Source organism: Bradyrhizobium erythrophlei (assembly GCF_900129505.1).
GTDB lineage: Bacteria > Pseudomonadota > Alphaproteobacteria > Rhizobiales > Xanthobacteraceae > Bradyrhizobium > Bradyrhizobium erythrophlei_D.
Window position 1 is genome coordinate 8,370,974 of record NZ_LT670818.1, and the last position, 20,109, is coordinate 8,391,082.

General features: G+C 62.4%; 25 protein-coding genes. 13 read left to right on the forward strand and 12 right to left on the reverse strand.

Translation table 11 applies throughout. The features are described from left to right. The first annotated feature begins 60 nt into the window (after nt 1-60). Nucleotides 61-1,130 (forward strand): IS630 family transposase gene (locus tag B5525_RS39630; RefSeq protein WP_154073723.1). Its coding sequence is split into 2 segments (ribosomal slippage): nt 61-547 and nt 547-1,130, totalling 1,071 coding nucleotides; the frame shifts between segments, so codons are not numbered across the junction. On the opposite strand, the gene B5525_RS39635 is transcribed toward B5525_RS39630, so the two are convergent. The 3 genes from B5525_RS39635 to recA form a co-directional block, all read right to left on the reverse strand. Next, a complete protein-coding gene (locus B5525_RS39635; protein WP_079571626.1) occupies nt 1,118-1,702 on the reverse strand; it encodes a hypothetical protein in 585 nt (194 codons plus the stop codon). The genes B5525_RS39630 and B5525_RS39635 overlap by 13 nt on opposite strands. 100 nt (nt 1,703-1,802) lie before the next feature. After that, nucleotides 1,803-2,789 carry a hypothetical protein gene (locus tag B5525_RS39640; protein WP_079571628.1) on the reverse strand — a complete coding sequence of 329 codons (987 nt, stop codon included), beginning with the start codon at nt 2,787-2,789 and terminating at the stop codon, nt 1,803-1,805. 234 nt (nt 2,790-3,023) lie between these two features. Further along, a complete protein-coding gene (gene recA, locus B5525_RS39645; RefSeq protein ID WP_079571629.1) occupies nt 3,024-4,112 on the reverse strand; it encodes a recombinase RecA in 1,089 nt (362 codons plus the stop codon). A gap of 296 nt (nt 4,113-4,408) precedes the next feature. Here recA and B5525_RS47405 point away from each other — a divergent pair, with 296 nt between their 5' ends. The 5 genes from B5525_RS47405 (at nt 4,409) to B5525_RS39670 (ending at nt 7,097) form a co-directional block, all read left to right on the forward strand. Then, complete coding sequence (locus B5525_RS47405; RefSeq protein ID WP_276328822.1) at nt 4,409-4,543, forward strand: hypothetical protein; 135 nt, start codon at nt 4,409-4,411, stop codon at nt 4,541-4,543. Between the two features lie 788 nt (nt 4,544-5,331). Next, entirely contained in the window at nt 5,332-5,523 is a 192-nt protein-coding gene (locus B5525_RS39650) for a hypothetical protein (RefSeq protein WP_079571631.1), read from the forward strand. A gap of 419 nt (nt 5,524-5,942) precedes the next feature. Then, nucleotides 5,943-6,137, forward strand: a complete 195-nt coding sequence (locus B5525_RS39655; protein WP_079571633.1) for a hypothetical protein — start codon at nt 5,943-5,945, stop codon at nt 6,135-6,137. Nucleotides 6,138-6,293: 156 nt separating this feature from the next. Beyond that, nucleotides 6,294-6,527, forward strand: coding sequence for a DUF6894 family protein (locus tag B5525_RS39660; RefSeq protein ID WP_079571634.1), 234 nt, complete (start codon nt 6,294-6,296; stop codon nt 6,525-6,527). Between the two features lie 387 nt (nt 6,528-6,914). Then, nucleotides 6,915-7,097, forward strand: a complete 183-nt coding sequence (locus B5525_RS39670; RefSeq protein WP_079571638.1) for a hypothetical protein — start codon at nt 6,915-6,917, stop codon at nt 7,095-7,097. Between the two features lie 126 nt (nt 7,098-7,223). Here the strand turns inward: B5525_RS39670 and B5525_RS39675 are convergent, their stop codons facing one another. Beyond that, entirely contained in the window at nt 7,224-7,454 is a 231-nt protein-coding gene (locus B5525_RS39675) for a hypothetical protein (protein ID WP_079571639.1), read from the reverse strand. A 427-nt stretch (nt 7,455-7,881) separates the two neighbouring features. Between B5525_RS39675 and B5525_RS39680 the strand changes: the two genes are divergently transcribed. Both B5525_RS39680 and B5525_RS39685 read left to right on the forward strand, forming a co-directional pair. Further along, nucleotides 7,882-8,634: a Crp/Fnr family transcriptional regulator gene (locus B5525_RS39680; RefSeq protein WP_079571641.1), complete on the forward strand. Its 753-nt coding sequence runs from the start codon at nt 7,882-7,884 to the stop codon at nt 8,632-8,634. Nucleotides 8,635-8,871: 237 nt separating this feature from the next. Next, nucleotides 8,872-9,585 carry a Crp/Fnr family transcriptional regulator gene (locus B5525_RS39685; protein WP_154073724.1) on the forward strand — a complete coding sequence of 238 codons (714 nt, stop codon included), beginning with the start codon at nt 8,872-8,874 and terminating at the stop codon, nt 9,583-9,585. A gap of 31 nt (nt 9,586-9,616) precedes the next feature. Here the strand turns inward: B5525_RS39685 and B5525_RS39690 are convergent, their stop codons facing one another. Then, on the reverse strand, nt 9,617-9,904 hold the full coding sequence (locus B5525_RS39690; protein WP_079571644.1) for a hypothetical protein: 288 nt from the start codon (nt 9,902-9,904) through the stop codon (nt 9,617-9,619). 341 nt (nt 9,905-10,245) lie between these two features. On the opposite strand from B5525_RS39690, the gene B5525_RS39700 reads away from it, so the two are divergent. After that, nucleotides 10,246-10,710, forward strand: coding sequence for a PaaI family thioesterase (locus B5525_RS39700; protein WP_079571646.1), 465 nt, complete (start codon nt 10,246-10,248; stop codon nt 10,708-10,710). 219 nt (nt 10,711-10,929) lie between these two features. Further along, nucleotides 10,930-11,172 carry a PilZ domain-containing protein gene (locus B5525_RS39705; RefSeq protein WP_079571647.1) on the forward strand — a complete coding sequence of 81 codons (243 nt, stop codon included), beginning with the start codon at nt 10,930-10,932 and terminating at the stop codon, nt 11,170-11,172. A 62-nt stretch (nt 11,173-11,234) separates the two neighbouring features. Here the strand turns inward: B5525_RS39705 and B5525_RS39710 are convergent, their stop codons facing one another. The 4 genes from B5525_RS39710 to B5525_RS39725 all read right to left on the reverse strand — a co-directional run bounded on the left by B5525_RS39710 (nt 11,235) and on the right by B5525_RS39725 (nt 16,634). Further along, nucleotides 11,235-12,350, reverse strand: coding sequence for a DUF2336 domain-containing protein (locus B5525_RS39710; RefSeq protein ID WP_079571649.1), 1,116 nt, complete (start codon nt 12,348-12,350; stop codon nt 11,235-11,237). A 192-nt stretch (nt 12,351-12,542) separates the two neighbouring features. Continuing rightward, complete coding sequence (locus B5525_RS39715; RefSeq protein ID WP_079571650.1) at nt 12,543-14,624, reverse strand: pyrroloquinoline quinone-dependent dehydrogenase; 2,082 nt, start codon at nt 14,622-14,624, stop codon at nt 12,543-12,545. A 269-nt stretch (nt 14,625-14,893) separates the two neighbouring features. Next, nucleotides 14,894-16,318 (reverse strand): caspase family protein, encoded by a 1,425-nt coding sequence (locus B5525_RS39720; protein WP_079571652.1) that lies wholly within the window; start codon nt 16,316-16,318, stop codon nt 14,894-14,896. Nucleotides 16,319-16,397: 79 nt separating this feature from the next. After that, complete coding sequence (locus B5525_RS39725; RefSeq protein ID WP_079571653.1) at nt 16,398-16,634, reverse strand: hypothetical protein; 237 nt, start codon at nt 16,632-16,634, stop codon at nt 16,398-16,400. Between the two features lie 182 nt (nt 16,635-16,816). Between B5525_RS39725 and B5525_RS39730 the strand changes: the two genes are divergently transcribed. Further along, on the forward strand, nt 16,817-17,215 hold the full coding sequence (locus B5525_RS39730; protein WP_079571654.1) for a hypothetical protein: 399 nt from the start codon (nt 16,817-16,819) through the stop codon (nt 17,213-17,215). 9 nt (nt 17,216-17,224) lie between these two features. On the opposite strand, the gene B5525_RS39735 is transcribed toward B5525_RS39730, so the two are convergent. From B5525_RS39735 to B5525_RS39745, 3 genes are read right to left on the reverse strand one after another with little or no spacing between them, the layout of a single operon-like run. After that, nucleotides 17,225-17,572 carry a carboxymuconolactone decarboxylase family protein gene (locus B5525_RS39735; RefSeq protein WP_079571656.1) on the reverse strand — a complete coding sequence of 116 codons (348 nt, stop codon included), beginning with the start codon at nt 17,570-17,572 and terminating at the stop codon, nt 17,225-17,227. Between the two features lie 38 nt (nt 17,573-17,610). Next, on the reverse strand, nt 17,611-18,072 hold the full coding sequence (locus tag B5525_RS39740; RefSeq protein WP_079571658.1) for a DUF6691 family protein: 462 nt from the start codon (nt 18,070-18,072) through the stop codon (nt 17,611-17,613). A gap of 5 nt (nt 18,073-18,077) precedes the next feature. Then, entirely contained in the window at nt 18,078-18,506 is a 429-nt protein-coding gene (locus B5525_RS39745; protein ID WP_079571660.1) for a YeeE/YedE family protein, read from the reverse strand. A 349-nt stretch (nt 18,507-18,855) separates the two neighbouring features. On the opposite strand from B5525_RS39745, the gene B5525_RS45115 reads away from it, so the two are divergent. Together B5525_RS45115 and B5525_RS39750 are read left to right on the forward strand one after the other, a co-directional pair. After that, on the forward strand, nt 18,856-19,035 hold the full coding sequence (locus B5525_RS45115) for a hypothetical protein (protein WP_154073725.1): 180 nt from the start codon (nt 18,856-18,858) through the stop codon (nt 19,033-19,035). Between the two features lie 229 nt (nt 19,036-19,264). Beyond that, nucleotides 19,265-19,975 carry a hypothetical protein gene (locus B5525_RS39750; protein WP_079571662.1) on the forward strand — a complete coding sequence of 237 codons (711 nt, stop codon included), beginning with the start codon at nt 19,265-19,267 and terminating at the stop codon, nt 19,973-19,975. The last annotated feature ends 134 nt before the right edge of the window (nt 19,976-20,109 follow it).

Here is a 20,109-nt window from a genome sequence, read left to right on the forward strand (position 1 = left end):
GAAAAGCTGGCGCCGGCGTGATTCATTTATGACCGACTGGATTGATTCGGGAGGTCGGCGATGGGCGCGGCGGTCGGTCTACGGGAGGATTTCGAGGCGGATGAGCTGCGTCGGCTCGCGGCGAAGGTGAAGGATGCCGCGCAGGCGCGACGGCTGCTGGCGCTGGCGGCGATTTGCGACGGGATGAACCGCACCGAGGCGGCCCGGATCGGCGGCATGGACCGGCAGACGCTGCGGGACTGGGCGCACCGCTTCAACCAGTACGGGCCTGACGGTCTGATCGACATCAAGCCGACCGGGCGGCCGTCGAAGCTCTCCGACGAGCAGAAAGATGCATTGAAGCAGCTCGTCGAGACCGGCCCCGACCCGGAGAAGGATGGGGTCGTACGCTGGCGCTGCGTCGACCTGAAGCGTGTTCTCGGACAGCGTTTCGGTGTCGATCTGTCGGAGGTGAGCCTGGGGCGCGCGCTCAAGAAGCTCGGCTTCTCGCACATCAGCGCCCGGCCGCGCCATCCCGTGCAGGATCCGGAGACGATCGCGGCATTTAAAAAAACTTTCCTACGCAGGTCGCGGCGATCGTGACCAAACTCGCCCCGGAAACGCCGATTGAGGTCTGGTTCCAGGACGAGATGCGGGTCGGCCAGAAGAACAGCCTCGTCTACCAATGGGCCAAGAAGGGATCACGGCCGCGGCAGCCCAAGGATCAGCGCTACGAGAACGCCTATGTGTTCGGCGCCGTCTGTGCGAGCCGCGACACCGGCGTCGCCCTCATCATGCCGCAAGCCGACACCGAGGCCATGCAGGCGCATCTCGACGCCATCGGCAAGGCCGTCGCGCCCGGCGCGCATGCGCTGCTGATCCTCGACAAGGCCGGATGGCACACGACGCGCAAACTAAAGCCACCTGCCAATGTCACCCTCGTGCCGCTGCCACCCGCCTGTCCGGAGCTCAACGCAGCCAAGAACATCTGGCAGTATCTGCGACAGACCTATCTCGCCAACCGTGTGTTCGCGTCCTACACCGATATCCTCGACGCCTGCCAAAACGCCTGGCGAAAACTTCTCGCCGAAACCGGGCGCATCACCTCGATCGCGGCCCGCGACTGGGCCATCATCGGTCAGCCCTTCTGAAGGCTGGTATTAAGCCAGGCCGGCCTCAACAAGGGCAAAGCGCTCAAATCCCTCGCCAGCAGGTCGAAGCAGGCTTCGGGCGTCGCGGCCCGATACGCCTGCCAGGCCATGGCGGCCGTCTCGAGCTCATCCCTGGTGACGTTGACGGCCGGCACCAACCACCTGTCAAGCTCCTCGGGCGAAGCCCGGATCAGGTTGTAGTCAAGAAGGCGCAATTTCAGCCTGGCCACGAGCTCGGGATGAGAACAGAAAAAGTCCAGCAGCCAAACCAGTTGCAATTGGTCGTTCGGGCGCGGATCGAACCACAGCTCGACCGTCTCGTATGATTCGCAAAACTCGACCAAGGCGAGGTCTTTGCGCCCTTTGTTGGCTTGACGCCACCGGCCGGCATAGTCCGACCAGTGGGTCCCCGGGCCGTGTTTCTCCGAACGCGCGGCGACGTAGCTTGCAAGCTCGTCCGGAGACGGCAACGCTCCCCAAACAAAGCGAAAGGAGAAAGGGACCGCGAGGTCGGAGCGCTCCGAACGCATGAAAGTTACGCCGTGCTCGCCAGTCAGGATCAGACGCTTCATAGGCTCTCCGGCTCTATGCACAAAACAAAAACGGGCGCCGGATGGGTCGGGCAACCCAACATGCTCAATCCATTCTACAGACCGCGAGCTGCAGGTTCGCTCAAGGCGCGATCAAAGCGCGGTTCGTCGGATCCCAACGCCACAGGCGATCGTTGGTCAGTTTTGTGCCGCCCCACCAGCGATCGATCGGGTTGTGCCGGCTGAAATCGTCGGTCCCCGCCAGAACGGCCTCGCCGAATTCGGTGAGTTTCAGTTTGCTCCGCATATATCGCTCGCGCCGGTCACGGTTGCGATGCATAGCCTCGTTGAATGGCCCATCGTCGAGACCGGCGACGGCGGGTGCGGGACAGCGGGCGAGCCCGTCCAGCAAGGATCCAACTTCCCAGAACTCGAACACGCGCCGCTCGTTGCGCTTCAAGTGGCCGGGAAAGACGTCTAGCGGACCGGCATCGCCCTCCGCGATGAGTTCGAGCATCCGCATTTCCGTGGCACCAAGCCCGGTCGCGCGCTGCGGCAGCTCTTCGAGCAATTCCACAACGCACGCCCGCAGCTGCGGCAAGATGCTCAAGTCCTTGTTCAGCAGATCGAACCAAGCCTGGGGCGTCGGCGCGCGGTAAGCCCGCCAGGCGAAACCTGCGATTTCGAAATGATCGTTCGTGACGGCGATTGCGGCGGGTTTCCACCTGGCGAGCTGTCTCGGAGAATTTTCTCCAATGCGGGTCTCTGCCTGGACCAAGGTAAGCCTAGAAGCAATTTTCTCGTGACGACGCAAATAGCCGAGCAGCCAAATCAATGTCAGTTGCGCACTGGGCACCGGATCGATCCACAACTCGATGCTCTCGCACCGTTCGCAGAAGTCGATCAATCCTATTTCGTTGCGATCGATTTTTCCGAGGTACTTTCGATAGACGTTCCACAACCAGTGATCGGCAGCCTCATGCCGCGCCAGCAACATTACGAGTTCCGCCTCAGACGGCAATGGTCCCCAGACGAAGCGAGGCTCGAACGGAATTACGATCTCGGCGCGACGGGCCCCCTTGAGGCCGCCCGCACCGGACGCATCAGTGGTGAGGATCAAACGCGTCATGTTTCGTCACCGGCCATACACAAAACAAAAACAGGCACTGGGGACGTCAGCAACTCAACGTCCTCAGCGCCTGCCGATGCCGGGCCTTATGTCGTCAGACAGATCATGATCCGGTGCATCGGATCATGATCTCATCCGTCTATTGGCCCACGATCCCTCGGAAGAAGATTCCCGTTTCTTCCGCAACCACGCGGGCCCAAGACCCGAAGCAAGACCCGAAGAGAGGCCCGAGTCTCACTCCTCCGCCGGCTCCTCGCCGTCGGTATCGCGCTCGGGGGAGCCTGCCAGAATCTGTTCTGCGATCAGGCCGGAGTTCTGGCGAATCGCCGCCTCGATCTTGGCGGTCATGTCGGGATTGGCCTTGAGGAAGGCTTTCGAGTTCTCGCGGCCCTGGCCCAGCCTCTGGCTGTCATAGGAGAACCAGGCGCCGGACTTCTCGACGATGCCGGCCTTGACGCCGAGATCGAGGATTTCGCCCATCTTGGAGACGCCCTCGCCGTACATGATGTCGAATTCGACCTGCTTGAACGGCGGCGCCAGCTTGTTCTTCACCACCTTGACGCGGGTCTGGTTGCCGACCACCTCGTCGCGCTCCTTGATCGCGCCGATGCGGCGGATGTCGAGCCGGACGGAGGCGTAGAATTTCAGCGCGTTGCCGCCGGTGGTGGTTTCCGGCGAGCCGTACATCACCCCGATCTTCATCCGGATCTGGTTGATGAAGATCACCATGGTGTTGGACTTGTTGATGGAGGCAGTGAGCTTGCGCAGCGCCTGGCTCATCAAACGAGCCTGCAGGCCGGGCAGCGCGTCGCCCATCTCGCCCTCGAGTTCGGCCTTCGGCACCAGGGCCGCCACCGAATCGATCACCAGCACGTCGACCGCACCGGAGCGCACCAGCGTGTCGCAAATTTCCAGCGCCTGCTCGCCCGTGTCGGGCTGCGAGATCAGGAGTTCGTCGATATTGACGCCGAGCTTCCGGGCATAGACCGGGTCGAGCGCGTGTTCGGCATCGATGAAAGCGCAGATACCGCCCTTCTTCTGGGCCTCGGCGACGGTGTGCAGCGCCAGCGTGGTTTTACCCGACGATTCCGGCCCGTAGATCTCGACCACGCGTCCCTTCGGCAGGCCGCCAACGCCGAGCGCGATATCGAGCCCGAGCGAGCCCGAGGAAATGGTCTCGATGTCCATCGAACGGTCGTTCTTGCCCAGCTTCATCACCGAGCCCTTCCCGAACTGGCGCTCGATCTGGGAAAGCGCGGCGGACAGGGCCTTGGTCTTGTCCATGGAGGATCCTTCGACGATACGCAGGGCAGTGGCAGACATTGGTCGTGCTCCTTATGGCGGGGATTCGCTAGCGGGACAAACGGGTAAACGGGCGACGGTGATCGTAGGAACAGCGTACCCTATTTGTTCCATGTTCGCAATATGTTCTTTTTTCGAAACGGATACTGGCCTGTTTCCATGTGCAGTGGCCTAAGTTGAAAATATCACTGGCCTATTTTGAATATGTCGGGCGTACGACAGTTGGTTAACACACCCCTAAAATGTTCTCCGTAGTACTACGGAGATTTGTCCGGCCGTCCTGCGCAGTACGCTTTCGCGCCCATGGACAGGGACCGATGCCAGGTCACCGCGCCTATTTCATCGGATCGGATGACCGCATTGCGGGCTTCGAACCATTCGAAGCCGCCGACGATCAGGCCGCGATCGGGTTAGCCGAGGGTATCGAGGAGCCCCGCGAAATCGAACTTTAATGAAGCGCCGCTTCCTAATGAGGTTCCGGCCCGAGCCGGAGCAAGACATCCTGCTGGCGACCACTTTCATGCATGGCGCCCCCGACAATGGTTTCGGCCCGACTGCATCGAACTTATATGTCCTCTTCAAAACAACTGGAACGTCCCGATTTCCCGCAGCGGAAATCCGGTGGCGCGGTCCCCCCGCTTATGGCCTAATTTACCGATGTGGACCCGATGTAAAGTGTGCGACGCCTGCCAGACCGCTCCCGCGACGGTCGAGACCGAAGCGGGATTCTTCCTTTGCGATGATTGCGATGCGGTCGTGGACGTCGCGTTCCAGGAATTTGAACTTCCGTCTACTCGCCCATGAGCGATTGAAAATAAGCGCACCGTGGTCAAAAGAAACGGCTGCAGCGCAGGGGAAGTTGGGGCCGATGACCTCGGGGCATTCATATGCCAGGGCGGCCCGGCACGATTCTCCGAACTGGCCAGCCCCTCCAACAATTCGAGGCCAATCGTCCCAATCCGTCTTGCGCGGCGGCGACGCCGCATTTCGGGAAGATGCGGGGATCTGCACCGATCTCGCCAAGGAGACCACCCGCCGCCGTACAGTGACGGATACGGAACGGCGCCGCGGCCGGTCGCGGATTGCAGGGCGATTATCGCGTTGAATGCCGGAGCCTCGCTCGACACCGGTTCGCCGGTTTCGCTGGAGGAACTTCCCGAAAACGAGCAATATTGAACAGGCGCAACTTTCTGTCTGCGCTTAATTTGGCGTTTCGACTCGCGGCGGCGGGAGATTTCCAATGGTGCACAAAGGCATCGAATACGTGGTTGTCCCAACGGCAATCCCGGGGATCTGGAAATGGCAATTCCGGATCGGCGATCTGATCAAGACCGGCAGGACTGAAACCAGGATCAACCTGCTGGCAATGCGCCGCGTTCAACTGCGCATCGACCGCGAGCTGAAGAAATCCGAGCGGAAGCCAGCCCAGTAGCTCTACGGGTATCCCCGGTCTAGATTTGAGAATCGATTTACAACTACACGGTGAGGTCGCACGAGCCTTCCGCCAACCGATGCGCCGCTGTTTCGGATCCGGCTAGTGGCGGACCGCCGGCCATCCCGTTCGTGCTGGTCTATCTCGCTCGCCCGCTCGGCGAAGTCGCATGATTCCGGTCTTGAACTGACTCAATTCTGATCCGCTGCCGGTATTGATCTGACTCAGGGCGACTTCTGCCGACCGCCCTAGAATTCAACGCGTCATTGCCGAACTGACCACGGGGGAAGCTGCGACGTTGACATCGAGCCCCGGACTTTAGTCGGTTCGGGGCTCTTTCATGTGGCCGCCCCGTTGCGGCCACTTTCCTTTCGATGTTAGTGGCGAAAGGTCCCGGCACACCCAACCAGAGTCCAGGAATGACGGTTCACGCGCCAAAGCTTTTGACGCCGGAAGAGTTCGCCTCGCTGATCGAGGTCGCGGTCACGTCGCCGAATCCCACGATACCGGCGCCTCATCTGACCAAGCTGATCGCCCTCGGCTATGTGGTGGAGACCGCCAAGGGGACCGTCGTCACCGGCGACGGCCTGATCCGGATCACGGAAAGCGAGTGAGCGCCGGCGCGGCACCCACTCGAAACGAGCGGAGGATACCGTACTTAATCCCGTAAAATCCCGGAATTGATCTATCCTGGCTTTGGGAATCCACTCACTGACAGAACTCATGGGTTTATCCCGGGCCCGGAGCGGCCTTCGCATCGGTGCTGTGCCATGCCGCTCTATTTCTTTCGCATCGAGAACGGCCTCTATTCGGGGACGTCCGATCACGGCGCCGAACTTGCCGATCGCAATGCCGCCTGGGCGGAGCTGACCTCCGTTTGCGGCGACGTGGCCGGCAGCATTTCCCGCAAACTCCGGCAGAACTCCGAGTGGCAGATGGAGCTTCTGGACGAGTCAAAAAAGCCGCTGTTTCGCATCCGCATCGTCGCGGAATCGCTGGACTAACCTGTGGCGGGAAGCCGGCTTGCATATCCCGGCCGTCGCGGCTTTGACGGAGATCAAGAGGGAATACGCCGCAAGCCGCTATTAATTACCGATCTATGGGTGATGTCATCTTCAAATGTCCTAATACCGGCCTGAACGTGCAGCACTGGCTCGACGATGCCGAGCCGGAGAACCCGTCTTCGGCCTACGAAACCGTGGTCTGCCAGGCGTGTAACCGGCTTCATTTTATCAATCGCTTGAGCGGCCGCCTGCTCGGCCAGACTAGCTCGCCGCTTACGCCGCTGGGGCCCCTTCGTCGACATCGGCTGAAACACGCAGGCCACAATTTCGAACGCCTCGGGGGGCCAGTTTCATCGCCCGTGATTCGTAATTTTAGGGACAGCCGTCATGGCGTCTGATGACGCGAACGTTCCGTCGGAGACCGCGGAGCAGCATGATGTCTTGCGTCATTGCGAGAAATGCAGCGCCATCATGAAGCAGCTCGGCGAACTCCCCGCCCTGTCGATCCGGACCGCCATCAGGGTTTTCCGCTGTTACGCCTGCGATCACGTGGCCGCCGACCGCATTTGAACGTGCTGGACGCTTGAATGTGCTGGACGCGTTTCGCGACGCGAAAGTAGCCATGATGCGAAAATGCTGAACAGTTCTAATGTGTTGCAAAAAACTCCTCACCCAATAGGTTCCCTCGACGGAACATCAATCCGCGGTGGGCAACCGCCGCATGGTGAATTCGATGTCGCCGTCCGGCAATTCGCGCCAGCTTTCGACGGAGCTCATATAGGCCGCCTTGGGATAGCGGTTGAGGAAATCGCGCGCCTTGGTGCGCGCCTTGTCGCGGGGCAAGGTGAAGGTCTCGCGCAGATAGCCGTCGTCCGGCTTCCGCCTTCCGGCCATCCGGTCAGCCAGATCCCGCGGGCGAAAGGCCATGTCGCAACTCCGGTACACATAACGACACCCTCAATATAGCGCGCTGCGGAACCAATCCGAGTCCCCGGGAGCCGGGCCCCAAAGAATTGAGTCGTGTACCGAACATAAGATCGATAGACTGAGGGAGATTGCCGGCATAGAGCCTCGGATACCGGCGACTGAGAGCCCTGAGGGCGCGTGAGTCGAATGTCTCGGTCCCTCCAGCTTCGAGAACAAGCCGAGCGTTGCCGCCGCTTGGCCCGCGATTCCACTGATGACGGCGTGCGCGGACAGTCTTCTCACGCTCCCCGAGGAATACATCGCCTCGGGCCGCCGCGCTGGAAAACGTGCTGAGCCCGATCCAGAATGCCGGTTCGGACAATCGAGACATCTGACGGCGCGAACCAATCGCGTTCGATCTTTGCCTCACAACGGGATATAGTCGGTCATGCCGCAACGACGCACCAACCGGCTGCTCTCGCTCTTGTCGGATGACGATTACGAACATCTACGGCCGCATCTGTCTCTGATCGCTCTCGACTACAGAAAGATTCTGTACGAGGCGGCCCGCCCGATCGAGCATGTGTATTTCCCCGTCGACGGCGTCGCGTCGCTGGTGATCACCACGGCCGAAGGCGCCAGCGCCGAGGTCGGCACGATCGGCAGCGAGGGACTCGTGGGCCTGCCGATTTGCCTCGGCGAGCGCGAGGCGCCCTCCTCGGTCTACGTCCAGGTGCCGGGGACGGCGCTGGAGATGGACACCGACGCCTTCCGCCGCGCTCTTGAGGGTAGCCCGGCACTAAGTCTGACCATGCTGCGCTACGCCCACGCCTTCTTCAACCAGGTCGCGCAGTCGGCGGCCTGCGCCCATCTTCACCGGGTCGAGCAGCGCTGCTGCCGCTGGCTGTTGATGACGCGCGACCGTATGCCGTCGGGCGAATTCCTGCTCACCCATGAATTCCTGGGGATGATGCTGGGTGTGCGGCGAACCACGGTCACCGAGGTGATGGGAGGCTTGCAGAAGGCCGGGCTGGTCCGCTACCGTCGTGGTCACGTCAGCATCCTCGATCCCGATGCGCTGCGATCGCGCGCCTGCGAATGCTACGACATCTCGCGGCTGGAATTCGACCGGCTGCTCGGCGATACCCCGCTCGCGCCGCGAACGGACAAGAAGCACCGGCTGATCAGCGAGGTCGGATAAAAATCGGCCGGCGCTCCCGACCGTCCGATTTCCGACACAGAATTTCGGTGCCGCAATAGGTCCCATCCCCAGAATATTGGGGCGAACGGCCCGCCAGTGACGGGCCTATGACGGCTACCGGACCGACAACGCCCCTTGGCGATCCCTATAAACAAGCTTTCCGCGGTGCGCCTCTCGGAAGCGCCCACCTCCATCCCCTGCGGTAAATCGGCCCGACCGATCGGGCGGGATATCGCAGTGGCCGTAAACCTTCCTAACGCCGGTCTTCCCTTGGACAACAAGCTTCTGATCTCCCTTCCGCGCGGCGATTTCGACCGGCTGCTTCCGCATCTTTCGACCCACACCCTTGAGCAGGGCATCGTATTGATGGAAGCCGGTGACGAGGTCGACCAGATCTACTTTCCGCATTACGGCATGCTGTCGCTGCTCGCCGTGCTGCGCGACGGCAAGGCGATCGAGACCGCGACCGTCGGCCGTGAGGGCGTGGTCGGCGCGATGGCGGGGCTTGGCCTCTACAAATCGCTGGTGCGCGTCGTCGTGCAGATGCCGATGGCCTGCACCAAAATCGCCGCGACCCATTTCCGAACCGTGGCCACCGTCAGCGATTCCGTACGCAATCTCGCCATCCGCTACAACGAGGTACTGCTGTCTCAGGCCCGCGTCACCGCCGCCTGCAATGCGCTGCATTCGATCGAGGCGCGGTTCTGCCGCTGGCTGCTGCAATCCGCGGATCGGGCGGCGAGCGACACCATTCCGCTGACGCAGGAGTTTCTCGCGGAGATGCTGGGCGTGAGGCGCACCTCGGTGACCGAAGTCGCAAGCAAGATACAGGGCATTGGCGCGATCACCTATTCGCGCGGCGTGATCAAGATCCTGGACCGGGCCGTGCTGATGCGGATGTCCTGCGAGTGCTACGAAACGCTGGTAGATCAGTCGGCCACGCTGGCCTGATAACCGGACGGGCCGAGGCGGTTCCGCTAGATCAGCGGGTATCCGCCTTGGTTTGCGTGCTTCCGGTCTTGGTCTTCTTCGCCGGCGCCGGTGTCTTCGGCGTGTCTGTACTGCGCACATTACCCCAGGGATCGTTCGATGCCTTGGCGTCCGGGATTTTCTTCAGCGAATCCCTATAGGCCTTCTGCTGTTCGGCCTCCTGCTCCTTTTCCTCCGGAGTCATGGATTTTACCTCCGGCATCAAGTTGACATTGGGCATTTGGGCGTAGGCCGGTCCTGTCAACAGCGCGAAGACTGCCGCTATGCGGAAAACCTTCATGGAATGCTCCCTGGATTTTCCCGGTCATATACCATTGCGCCAACGGCTACGCCAAGGACCGCTGCCCGCGCGCTAGAAATGATCCGACTTGCAGGATTTCGGCGATTGCATCCAGTCGTCCCAAATTGGCCCGCATTTGGTGCAGCCGTTGAGAGCGAGACCCATGGCGACCACGCCTAAAATCAGCGCCAATCGCCTGAACATGGCCGACCTGTTCCCCATGGAGCTCATCATACGGCCTCGGGCCAGGCATTATCAAGCCATGGTGCATTCCCTTCCAAGTGTTCCCTTCCGCGAAATGCCCTCTAGAATGCGCTCAATAGCTGGGGGAACCATCGTTCATGCAGACCGACCAACAAACAACGGGATTCGATATCGAGGAGGCCCGGCGCACCCTTGGCGACGTGTTCGCACCCTGGGTGCAGGATCTCGGGCTGTCGATCAGCGCTATCGAATGCGCGCCGCCGCCGGGAGCGACCTCCGACTGGCAGCCGGGCGCGATCCTGCGCATGGCGTTTGCGGAGCGGCTGTGCCGGCACGGCGGCATCGTCTGCGGCCAGGCGCTGATGGCGCTTGCCGACACCGCGATGGTGATCGCCATTCTCGCGGCCAACCGCGGCTACCGGCCGATGACGACCGTCGATCAGACCACGCATTTCATGCGTGCGGTGACGCGGTCGGACGTGCTGGCGGACGCGCGGGTGGTTCGGCTCGGCCGCACCATGAGCTTCGGCCGCGTGACGCTGTCCAGCGCCATCGACAACAAGCCGGTGGCGATCGTCTCGAGCGCCTTTGCGATGCTGTGATGGCGCCTTCAGGCGCGTCGGAAGAGCCTTCGACATTGTCAGCGGCACTTCTGCAGCGTGCCCCGAATCCGGAACCTCGCGCTCGCCCGGCCCGAGGCCTTATCGTAAACGAAACCTGAACACGGAACCGAATACAGCGGATATTCGATTCAATTGCCCGTAATTTCTCCTCGCTAATTTGAAGCATCAACCGAACCAGGGAATTCGGACCCGCGGACGATGATCGAGAAAAGGGCAGCCCCCAGACACCGAGTGCTCAAGCGCGGCTCTCTCGCCTTCAGCGACGGTGGCGGGCTGGACTGCACCGTGCGCAACATCTCCCAGACCGGCGCGCGAATAGATATCGCGAGTCCGGTCGGCGTGCCCGAGGTATTCACCCTGGTCATCGAGGTCGATCACTTCATGCGCCGCTGCCACGCCGTCTGGAGCAATGAACGGCACATCGGCGTCGCGTTCGACTAGCTCGTCGTCGAGAGAAGCGCTGCGGGCCGTCGCCCGATGCGTGCCGCAAAGGCCGGGTCAACTCACGAAACTGTGGATTTGACCTGCCAGAACCTGAGCAGGCGGTTCGCGTCTTCAGCCGTCAGTTTGACAAATCGCCCTTTGGCAATGGCCAGCTCACGCGGCGCCATTGAGCCGGTGGCAAAGCGGCTCTCCAGCACGGCATGGACCGTCTCCCAGCGAAGCCCGGCTGCCTTGCAGGGAACGAGGACACCGTCATCGCGGAGGCTTTGCATCAGCGGCCGGACCACCTCGATGGTCGACCGCGACAACTCGGCGAGCGCAGCAACAGTCTCTCCATATTTTCGCTGCCTGGCGAAGCCAAACAACGCCGCTTCATTGAGTTCGCCCTTGGCGCTCAACGACAGCACCAGGCGCTTGGCCGCGGGAAGGTCGTGAGCCCCCGACATTTCGCGATCGACACCCGCCGAGACGGAGGCAATCGCATCTCGAATTTCCTCAAACAGATGGGGCGGCGCGCGCGACAATAGCCGCGATCGAACCGCCTCCGTCGCGTGCCTCAATAGTTCGCGACGAAGCTCCGACGGCAAATCGACCCGGATGCCGGTTTCGACGGCAAGTTCGGGATCGGACTCGGCCTGCGCGATCGCGACGGCAAAGCCGGCCGCGGAGACGCGCGCGCCGGGATTTTTGATGATCCTGCGGCTGACGCTCGGGTACCGGCGTGCCAACAATGCGTCGGTGACGATTTCCTTCAACCACCAGCGGCTGGAAATGGCCAGCAGGTGCGCCTCGCTTTTCGTTCCTGCGATTTCGACCAGGTCTTCGTCGCTCAAACGCGCGGACTCCGCCAGAACGGGAGCAGCGACACTTATCTCGTCGTTTCTTGCAAGGCGACGGATCACATTGCGCGGCGCCTGGGCAACCGGTGCCAGCTGAGCGCTCATTTCGGCGAGGGCTATGCGGGCGCTGATATCCGCGATCGCCCGAATCTCGATGGTCTTGATGAGGCGCTCGAGCACCTCGTCGAAAAGGTCGATCTGCTCGCTATTGAGACTGCCTGCGGACAACAGGAAAAGGTCAGTCACGCGCTTGACCGTGTCCAGGCGCTTTTCCGCGGAGCCGATTTTTATGGCGGCTTCGACTTCATCGACAATCGACAAACTTACATTCGGCATCGCTCATCCTGAGCGTTCTGGAGCACTGTTCTAAGCTCGTTAATGGTTTCTATAGGCAATACCTAAATGGTCCGTAAAATTGGAAATTAGAGCGTCTTCAAGCGAGGCGGAGACCGATTCGCGCTAAGAAAACGCGTCAAATCAGGAATAGAGCCCGCTTTCGATTCTATCGAAGCGGGATCTAGCGCAGGATCAAGTCACCCCGGACACGCCGCGTCGGGTCAATTTTACCCTGCGCCGCCAGCGCCATAGCGCCGCCGCCGTCAGCAGGCAGGCGAGCCCAAAGACGAGCGCCTTGCCCCAGAACCGCCCGCCGGGCCGGTCGATGGTGCGCGACCACAGCGAGGGAGCCTCGCCTGCCCGCGCCAGGCGAAACGCCACCAAGCTGTCGCCGATCGAGGTACCGGCCTCGGAATGGCCGCCGGCGGCGATGACGACGTATTGTTCGCCCTTCCACAGATAGGTCATGGGATTGGCGACGCCCGGCACCGGCAGCCGGCCCTGCCAGAGTTCTTGGCCGGATTTGGCGTCGAAGGCGCGCAGATAAGCGTCCATCGCGCCGGTGAAGAGAAGCCCGCCCGCGGTGATAGCCACACCATTGACCAGTGGCGTACCCCAGTTGAACGCCAGCCCCAGCAGCGCGCGATCCTCCGTGGTGCCGACGGTCGAGCGCCAGAGGACCTTGCCCGCCTTCAGGTCGACCGCGACCACCGCACCCCATGGCGGCTTGGTGCAAAGCAACCCCAATCGCGACATCGCAACCTCGCGCGTCAGCGCAAACGGCGCGCCGCGCTGCGGTGCGAATTCACGGCCCGGCACAGCTTTGACGGCTTCGGCCGCTGGTTGCGGAATCAGCTTGATGACATGGACGGCGTAGGTGGTATTGGCATAGAGGATCTGGTTGACCGGATCGAACGCCGCGCCGCCCCAATTGACGCCGCCGCCGGTAAACGGAAACTCCAGCGTGCCTTGCGTCGAGGGCGGCGTGTAGAGGCCCTCGTTGCGCAAGCCATCGAGCTTTTCCTCGCAGGACGAGCGCCCGATACCCGGAAATGGCTTGAACACGTCGTCGGTTGAAAAGCGTTGCGGCATCAGCGCCGGCACATGGCTGGGAAATGGCTGCGTCGGCGACAGCTGCTCGCCGTCCGCGCCGGCCTGGGGCACGGCGCGTTCCTCGACCGGCCATACCGGCTTGCCGGTGTCGCGGTCGAGCACGAACACAAATCCCTGCTTGGTCGGCTGGATCACGACATCGCGCATCCCCTCCCCGGTGTCGATGCGCGCCAGCGTCGGCTGCGCCGGGAGGTCGTAATCCCAGACATCGTGATGGGTGGTCTGGAAAGACCACACCAGTTCGCCGGTCTCGGCGCGCAGCGCGACCACGGAGTCCGAATGCTCGTTGTTGCCCGGCCGTTTGCCACCCCAGAAATCCGGGCTCGGTGACGATGTCGGCAGGAACACCAGCCCGCGCGCTTCATCCGAGGACATCGGCGCCCAGACATTAGCGTGTCCCGCGGTGATGCCGTCGTGAACCAGGGGGTCCCAAGCCCAGCGCGGATGCCCGGTGCGGGCATCGAAGGCCCGCACTGTGCCGAGCGGCGCATCGACGCGGACATTATCCGAGATCGAGGAGCCGACGACGACGACGCCGCGGCTCACTACCGGCGCGGAGGTGATCTGGAATTCGCCCGGCCAGACCAATGGCTTTCCGATATCGAGCGTGACCTCGCCATTGGTGCCGAATTCGGCGCAGGGAATCCCGGTCCTGGCGTCGAGCGCAATGACGCGAAAATCATTGGTGCCCATGAAAATCCGGCTGCGGCAGGCGGCGCCTTCGGCCGCCTGGTCGTCAACCCAGTGCGTGACGCCACGGCAGACATAGCGATTGCCCGGGCGCTGGGCGGTGCTGACCTTGGGATCGTAGCGCCACTTTTGCGCACCGGTCCCGGGATCGAGCGCGATGACCTCGTTGAACGGCGTACAGAAGATCAGACTATTCTCGACCAATATCGGGGTGGCCTCGAATTTCGTGCGTGCCATCAGCGCCGGGTCGCGGGCCTCCAGATCGCCGGTGCGAAATTCGAAGGCACGAACCAGATTGCCGACATTGGCCGGCGTGATCTGGTCCAGCCCCGAGAATCGCGTTCCGCCGCGATCGCCGCCCCAATGTTCCCAGGCAAACGCCGGTGCCGCGGCCGGCAGCGTGACGGCAAGCAACAGTGCCGGGATTCCGAACGCCCGGCGAAGCGCCAATGTGAAAGAGTTCCTTGTCATGCGGAGTCCCCTTGATCAAGGCGCTCATCCAACTGGTCGCTCAAAGCGCCGTCCAGCCGGCGCGGGATGGATGGTTTGGCCGGCGTGACGAACCGCGCCGCTCCGGGACAGGTGGCGGAATTTTGTCGACCGGCGGCGGGCGCAGAGCAATGCGGTTTCGAGGCGGCCGAGGCCCGGATCGGCGGTCGATCGGGAATCCCGTTCAGCCGGCGTCAGTATCCACCCCGCCGGCCGATGCCGACGCTGCCACGTTCAAAGCCGCCTCCGCCTTAGCCGCCGAGGCCGATGCCGATCGACGGTCCGGGTCCCGGCCCATAATAAACGGGCGGCGGACGGCGAACGATCACGACATCCTCGTCATCGGCGTCCCGCAGACGCCGTGGCGGCTGCGGGCTGGCGCGCTTTGGCGTATCCGGCTCGCCGCGCTTCTTGGGCGGCAGGTCGACCTTCTTCAACGGCAAGGACGGCACGCCGCCGCAGGGACATGTCGGAGCGGCCAGCGAGGCATTGGTCAGCGGGCTGGAGCCGGCCGCCGGTGCGCCGCCAGACGCGGCGTTCAGAGAAGTGGTGGTGACGGCGGCCATGCTGGCCGCGAAATCGGGACGGTTGCGCAGCCGTTGTTCCAGCTTGCGGGCGGTGGCGGTGAGATCGCTGTCGGGATATTCGGCAAGAAACGCCCGGTAGGCCGCCGCGGTGTTAACGATCACCGCATTGTTCCACGCCACCATCCGGCGATAGCGATCGAGCCATTGCCGCGCCTGCGGCCCGAACGGCGGCTGTGCATATAGCCCGACAAACGCCTCATAGGCTTCCCCGGTGCCGTCGGCCAGGATCATCTCATTGGCGGTCTCGACCGGCTTGCCCTGCAATTGGCGCCGCCATTCGTCGACGCTGCGTTTTGTCGCGGCCGGCTTCGCCCCGGCATTCGTAGAACCGAAAAAGGCAAACTCGTCGGTCAGCGACGAGGAGTCCCAGGGCGTCTGCCGTCCCTCCGTCGCCTTGTTCACGGATACCCTGACACGCTTGAACGTGTCTTCGATCGAAAGGCCGGGCTCCTTGGCCGCCTGCAGCAGCGCTGTCGTATAGGGGCTGTCGGCGCCGTTGCCGTCCTCGGCCTCCGCGCCGGGCGATTTCGAAAACGACATGAACGTGCCGGGCGCGCCGGTCCTGGCGTCGACGATCGCAAGCCCCCGGCCGGCGGTCGCGCTGATATTCGGGAACGGGTTGTTGCGGCAGGCATCGAGCAGCAGGATGCGCATCTTGCTCGGCACCGATGTCAGCGTGTTCAGGATGTCGTTCAACCGCACCGCCTGCAGCGGGATGTCGGCTTCGCGCTTCGGGTCGACGTCAACGGGCACGAGGAAATTCTCGCCGTCGATCTGCAGGCCATGACCGGCATAGAACACCAGCGCAACGGCGTCGGGACCCTTCGCCGCCACCTTGGCCGCGAACTCGCCGACCGTTTGGCGCATCTCGTTCTGCGACAGATCGGCCGCGCTGGTCACGTCGAACCCGGCGTCGCCGAGCAATTGCGCCATCGCCTTGGCGTCGTTGGCCGGATTGGGCAGCGCCGTCACCGCGCGGTAAGCCGACTGGCCGATGACGAGCGCGACACGGTTTTCGGCAAATGCCGCGTGCGAGCACAATAGAATCCCCGCCGCCAGCAGCGTCTTGTGAAGGGCATGACGAAACACGGCAGATACCTCGATCCGGGCTGACCAATAGGTCGAGCCCGCTGAAGGGGAGGTTCAAGCGTTCACATGAAGGAACTTGCTATTTCGTCTTCTTGGCCGGCTCCGCCGGCCGCGCGACGCCCCAGGGATCGTATTTTTCCTTGGGCTCCGGAATTCTTTGCAGCGCCGCCTTGTAGGCCGCGTCGTCAATCTTCGATTTCTTCTGATCCGTCTTCTTGTCGTCGTCGCCGCCGCGAGGCCGCTTGCCGCCCATCTGGGCGTGCGCGGGCATGGCGACCAACGCAAATATTACCGTCGCTATCGTGAAAATCCTCATGACCGCCGTCTCCCTGCCGCACCCAACCTACCTGAAGCAGGATCATGGCAACAAGGGTTCGGCGTCGCGGCACAGGACGGCCGGCGCCGCGGCTGGACTTCAGGATTTGTTGATGGCCCAAGGGCTCGCGAACGGACGTCGGCAGCGCCTAATATTGCAGGGTGTGGGACGAAGTTGGGTAAATGGGGCGGATCGTCGTTCATCTGGCGTTGATGGCGGGCGCAGCGCTTGTGCTGGCGGGCTGCGGCCTGGCCGACAGCCATGCCGTGCTGCCGGAGTTCCTGCGCACCAGGGCCATCGAACAGCCCCCGCCCGAGCCGCCACCCGACGTCCGGCAGCTGGTTCGAAAGAACCTGGAATCCGTGTTCGTCGCCGCGTCAAATCCGCAAAAGGTGCGGGTCTCGCCACCGCTGCACGAGGCTGGCGGGCCGGGCTGGACGGCATGCGTCACCGCCGAGCTCACCTCGGTGATGGGCCGGCCCTTGGGTTCGGAGACCTATCGCATCACCATCAACGACGGGGCGATCACGGACCGCCGGCGTGACGACAATTGCGCCTCGGAAAGCTTTGAGCCGATCTGAGAGCGGACTTCAGGCCGCAACGGTCAGCTGCTTCTCGAGCTGCTCGAACGCGGATATCGCGTCCGCCGCATACATCAGCGAGGGACAGACGGCCATGCCGATGACTTCCTCCACTTCCAGGCGGGTGGCACCGAGCTTGACCAGGGCCTCGGTGTGGAAACCAATGCAGCCGTCGCAACGGGTGGCGATGCCGATCGCGAGCGCAATCAGTTCCTTGGTCTTCCTGTCCAGCGCACCCTCGCGCGTCGCGGCCTGTGCCAAGGCCGAGAAGGCCTTCATGGTGTCGGGGATGTCCTGGCGCAGTTTCCGCAAATCGCCGGAAATGCGTTTGGTGATGTCGGAATAGTTCTTTTCCATGGGAGGAGGCTTCCCTTCTTGTTTTTGGCGATGCGGCTCTAGGTCGAATCCGCCGGTGTAGCGATGCGCGATAGCGCGGGGCGACCGGCAAGCCATCGCGCGAAGAGCATGCCAGCCAACATTGCAGCGACGAAAATAACCGCTGCAGGTGAACCGAAGCCGAGCGCCGTCAGCGCGGGACCCGGACAAAAACCCGCCAAGCCCCAGCCCACCCCGAAGATGGCGGGACCTGCGATGATCCGCAGATCCAGTTCCCGTCCGGCCGGTAGATGAAATCTCTCGCCGAGAAGCGGGCGAGGTCGCCGCAGCACCCATGCAAAACCAGCAAACGTCACGGCGACCGCCCCGGCCAACACAAAGCCGAGGCTGGGATCCCAGCTTCTCGAACCGATCCCCGCGAGATCGAGAAAGTTGAGAACCTTTGCCGGATCGGACATGCCCGAGATCAGCAGTCCGAGTCCGAAGATCAGGCCGATTGCAAATTGAAAGACGACGCCCATGACGCTCAACCCAGATGTCGCGCGACAAACACGGTCGCGATTCCCGTCGTCATGAATGTCAGGGTGGCGACAATCGAGCGCACCGAGAGCCGCGACAGCCCGCACACCCCGTGACCACTTGTACAGCCATTGCCCCATACCGAGCCGAAGCCAACCAGGAATCCGGCGAGCACGAGGATGCCTCCGCTGGCCTCGATCGTCTGAACGGGCAGTCTGCCGGTCGCGGCAAGTACGACAACCGGGGCGGCAATCAGCCCGGCGACAAAGGCAAGCCGGCCGGTGAATTCGCTGTCCTGGTAAGGCGGAAACAGACGGACGGCGATACCGCTAACTCCGGCGATCCGCCCGGTCAGCGCCATCAGCATCACGGCGGACAGGCCAATAAGGGCGCCTCCGACGAGGGAAGCGATTGGCGTGAAGGTGGTGGTGATCATCCAGCAGATTCCATTCCTGGCGCTACATCCTCATCCGGGAAAATACAGCTTGCCTCGAACCCAGGCCAGCGGCGCCGCTTTGAACCAGCACCATTCATACCACCGAGGTCACGGCAACGATTTGACCGGCATCAATTGTTTAGTACATTCGAATATACTAATATATAAATGACCCAGCGCAAGACCCCGGCAATCTCGTCTGCCTTTAGGTAACCGAAATTGCCGGGATGACGCCCTCATCCGTCGTTTGAGCCATCGCAAGGGTGGCTCTGGCGAGGGGTTATTGATCAACAGTCGCTCCCTTCGCACCTGCCGAGCGGGGCTCGCAGCAAGCGTGGGGCTGCAGGGGATGTCATGGACGATACCACCATCGTGGGCCCAGGATCAGACCCGCGAACTTCACCTGTCGGTGCAGGCAGCAAGCGCTGACTTGCCCGAGCGTCCGGCCAATATCGAGATCAGGGCCACCGATCTTGCTACCGGCCAAACCGCAGGCGCCGGGGATCATTTCGTTCCGCCGAACCGCTGACCCCATCCAATGGCGCCGGCTGGCTCCGCAGCTATTCCGGCTGCCCGATTCTCTATTGGCAAAGCGAAAATTGCGTTATACGCCCACTATGTCTGCCTTGCGGACATAGTAGGTTCCAAAGATCGGTTACTAAGTCGGGGATTTTGGCCGGAATTTTCAGCTAGCCGATGATCCATTTGATGTTACACGGTGCCTGTTCAATCCTATGTCCTGTCGATCGAGCCTGACGATGCGCCTTTACCGGTTTGCCTTCACCGCCGCCATTGTTCTCCTTGCAACCCCGTCGGTCGCCGAGCCGGCCGGGACCGTGATGGCCGTCGCGAACAACAGCAAGCCGCAGGAACCGGACACCGATATCTTTGCGTTGATGACCGGGAGGTGCAGCACCCTCAAAATCGCCGGTCGCGCGTTCGCCTGCAAGACCGTTGGCTTCTTCCATAACGAGGAAGGCCGGACGAATTTTACGGTCGCGGTCGACGATCCGGCCGACAACAGTCACGTGATCTCGTTCTCGGGTGAAAACGGTCGGCGTAATGAGGACAATCTCTACGATCTGCCGATCGACCGGATGCTGCTGAGCTCCAAGGAGCGGCCGAAGGCCGACGGCCTGCCGGTGCCGTCAGCGGAAGCTGCGACCGGCACGTGCCGGCAGGTCGGAAACTTCGCGCTGCTACAGGTTTCCAGCATCTCCTGCAGTGCGACGGACCGGAACGGCAAGACGTATGAGTTGCAGTTCGAATCAGACGGCTCGCCGATGATCATGCGCAGGGTCAGGCAATATTCGCTAGCCGCGAAAAAACCGCGCGCCAGACAGAGCGAGCAAATCGAATGCCGCTACAGGGCCGCGGTTGCGCGGGTTCTGCCCAGAGACCAGACCGACTACATTCTGCAATGCCTGGCGCAGCTTGGCGAGAAGTCCCCCGCCTCCGCACACCCCTGAGCAATCGCCCTCGGGCGGCGCTCAGCGCGTCCGAACGGTAAACGCCGGGTTAACATTACCGATCAAATTGCCCGCCGGTGCCAACGGTCCTTTCCAAGCTTTGCGCTAGATTTCCCAGACAACGCGGTGGAAGG